Origin of the sequence: Marilutibacter maris (assembly GCF_006546735.2) — a bacterium.
Lineage (GTDB): Bacteria > Pseudomonadota > Gammaproteobacteria > Xanthomonadales > Xanthomonadaceae > Marilutibacter > Marilutibacter maris.
In genome coordinates this window covers 1-3,437 of record NZ_VICD02000291.1, presented here as the reverse complement: position 1 = coordinate 3,437, position 3,437 = coordinate 1, and the positions used below count along the sequence as shown (strand labels likewise).

Sequence of the window (3,437 nt, the reverse complement as noted above, 5' to 3'; positions counted from 1 at the left end):
CCGCGACCGCCGCCAACGTTCCGGGCCGGGACGCGTCGCGGTCGCCGCAGGCGGCCAGCGCGATCGCCGCCGCGCCGGCAAGCGCGATGATCGGCAACCGGGTATGCGCCAGCCACCGCTGCCGCGCGTTCGATCGGGTTCGGGTCATCCGCTCGCGTCCTTCGTTCATCTGCCGTGCCGACATCTTCGGGTCAATCGGCCGTCGATGCAGCTATCGATGCAGCCGTCGCGCCGGCCGCCGGAAAGAAAGAGGCGGGCCCGCCGCATACGGGCCCGCCAGGGGTCAAACACCAACTGCTGCGCGCGATCCTTCGCGCGCCGTCACACACCGTGCATCAATAGTTGAAGCGGAAGTTCAGGTAGTACTGGCGGCCGTTGGAGTACATCGCGTACGGCAGCACCCCGACCGGGCTATCGGTGTAGTACGAGTAGGTCGGGTCGTTGAGGTTCAACCCGTCCAGACTCAGCGACATCGCATCGTTGATCTTCCAGCCGAACGAGGCCGAGAGGGTGCCGAAGTCGTCCTGGTAGAACGCGTCGGTGCGGCTCACGCCGGCGTAGAACGCCTCGCGGAAGGTGTAGGCGACGCGGGCGCTGAAGCGGTCGTTCTCGAAGTACGCCGACAGGTTGTAGGTGTTGCGCGAGGCCCCGTTGAGCGGCTTGCCGTCGTCGGTCTCGCCGTCGGCGAAGGTGTAGTTGGCGGAGACACCGAACCATTCGCCGATCGGCTGCTGGTAGGTGATCTCATAGCCCTTCAGGGTGCCGTCGGTGTTGACCGGGACCGAGACCAGGTAGTCGGAATAGACGTCCATGCCGGCGTCCTGGCTGGCCTGCTGGTCCTTGTACTGGATGGTCTGGTTGCCGAAGGTGATGTAGTCCTTCAGGTCCATGTGGAACACGCTGAAGGCCAGCAGCGCGCGCGGCGCGAAGTACCACTCGATCGAACCGTCCAGGTTGGTCGACAGCAGCGGGTCGAGCTTGGGGTTGCCGCCGCTGCCGGTGTGGGTCAGGTCGTCCAGCGACAGCGAACCGGCCAGCGCCGAGTAGTCCGGACGGGTCATCGTCCGCGACGCGGCGAAGCGCAGGATCAGGTCGTCGCGCAGGTCGAACTTGACGTTGGCGCTGGGCAGCAGCTTGCTGTAGTCGTTGCTCTCGCTGACCGGCAGGTAGTCGCCGAACGCCGAACCGGTGATCGCGCCCGGGACCCCGGAGCCGATCGGCAGCGCCTGGGTGTAGCTGATGTCGCTGTCGGTCCTGACATAGCGCAGACCGACGTTGCCCGCCCAGCCGTCGCCGTCGAAGTTGGCCTGGATGTAGGCCGCGGCGTTCTTCTCCTCGACCCCGTAGACATCGGAGAAGTAGAAGCGCTCGGGATAGTTGCGGTTGGCGAAGTCGGCATTGATCTGGGCCAGCTGCTCGGGCGTGTAGTACCAGATGCCGCCGGGGAAGTGGCCGCCCAGCCCGTTGCCGAAATCGCCCGGATAGCGTCCGCCGGTGGTCGGGTAGTTGGCGATGTTGGTCCAGTCGGTGGCCCAGTTCGGGCCCTGGGCGATCTCGTAGTCGTTGCTGCGCTCGTGCTCGGCGTAACGCACGCCGAAGTCCAGCGAGGCGAGGACGCCGTCGGTGCGGAACAGCGAACCGTCGACCGCGAACCAGTCCTCCTTGTCGAGCACGTCGATGCCCTGGCCGCCGAAGATCCAGCCCTTGTTCGGCAGGTGCGTGCCTGCTGTGTTGTTGCCACCCAGGCTCCAGTCGATCGCGTTGTCGATACCGTGCATCGACCAGCTGGCGCCCGCGTTCGGAGCCACGCCGGTTTCCAGCACGTCCTGGACCGGGCTGCGGCCATTACCCTTGGTGGTGCCGGCCTGGAAGCTGAATTCCAGATTGTCGGTCGCCTTCCAATCGACGTCCAGGGTCAGGTACTTGGACTCCGAGCTGGCTCCGGGGCGCGAGATCATGTCGTAGACACCGAACGGGGTGATGCCGTCATGCGTGGCACTGGGCGGGTTCGGCACACAGGGCGCATAGTTCGCGCTGGTCAGCACGCCATTGCTCACGACATAGCCCGGATCAGGCGCGCAGGCATTGGCGAACTGGCTGGTCCACATCATGTAGTTGCGGTTGTAGTTGTCGGCCTCCAGCTTGGAGTAGAAGCCGCTCAGGCCCAGCTCGAGGTTGTCGTTGGGGCGGAACTGCACGTCGATCACGCCGCCCTTGCGCTCGCGCTCCTGCTCGAACAGCACCGCGCCCAGCAGGTTCGGGTACAGCACGCCGGCAAGGTCGGGATTGGTGGCCAGCACCGGCGTGGTCGCCGGATCGCGGCCGATCTGGCCGTAGCCGCCGACCACTTCCTGGCCGTCGCGGCGCAGGTGGCGCTTCTGGTAGAAGGCCTGCACCAGCACGCCGAGGTTGTCGGCGTCGTTCTTCCAGTTCAGCAGCGCGCTGACCTGCGGATCGCTCTCGCCGGCGAGATCGGAATGCACCGCGCCGACCGAGCCGCTGATGGTCAACGGATCGGCGTACTGCAGCGGCTTGCGGGTGATGATGTCGACCGAGCCGGCGCTGCCGCCCTCGACCAGCTTGGCCTCGGAGGACTTGTGCACGACCACCTGGTCGACGATCTCGGCCGGGAACAGCGAGTAGCTGACGCTGCGGCCGACGTTGGCGACCTGGCTGAGCACGAACCAGTCGCCGGTACCGACGTTGTGGCCGTTGACCAGGGTCTGGGTCAGGCTCGGGTTGGTGCCGCGCAGGCTGACCCGGTCGGCCTCGTCGAAGCCGCCTTCGCTGGCGCTGGACGAGCTGATGTTCACGCCCGGCAACTGCTGCAGCGCGTCGGCGACGTTCTTGGCCGGCAGCTTGCCGATGTCCTCGGCGCTGACCGCCTCGACATGGGTCGCGGCCTCGCGCTTGGTGTCGAGCGATTTCTCCAGGCTGCCGCGGATGCCGACCACCACGATCGCGTCCAGATCGGTCGCGTCGTCGTCGGCGGGGGCGGCGTCCTGGGCGAACGCGGCGCCGCTGAAGCTCAGCGCGGCGAGGATGCTCGCCGACAACAGGGTTCTACGTAGTTGGGTGTTGCGAAGTGCAATGGCCATTTCTCTCTCCCTCGGGTCGTATCCGGCGGTCCGGCCCTTTCTGCGCAGGGCTCGTTCCGCCTGATTCATCAGGCCCGCCGACGCGGTAGGCGGCGGCGGTACGGTTCAGGCGATCGGTTCAGTCGACATCTGCGTGCTCCAGGTACCAGTTGGCGGCGCCGATCACGCCGAGCCGGTCGTTCTCGATCAGGCGCACCGGCAGCCGCTCCAGCACCGGCCGCATCGCGCCCTTGTCGCGCAGCCGCGCCAGGAACCGGCTGTCGGCGAGGAAATCCTTCAACTGCGGCACGATGCCGCCGGCGATGAACACCGCCTTGGCGCTGCTGACCAGGGCGAGGT

General features: G+C 66.8%; 2 protein-coding genes. Both read right to left on the bottom strand.

Annotated features, from left to right (window positions below; all coding sequences use genetic code 11):
- Positions 1-335 precede the first annotated feature (335 nt).
- The gene (locus FKV24_RS16540) at positions 336-3,098 is read right to left on the bottom strand and encodes a TonB-dependent receptor (RefSeq protein WP_141483164.1); all 2,763 of its coding nucleotides are present in this window, start codon (positions 3,096-3,098) and stop codon (positions 336-338) included.
- 118 nt (positions 3,099-3,216) lie between these two features.
- A partial coding sequence (locus tag FKV24_RS16535) for a glucokinase (RefSeq protein ID WP_211371901.1) occupies positions 3,217-3,437 on the bottom strand: 221 nt, incomplete at its 5' end.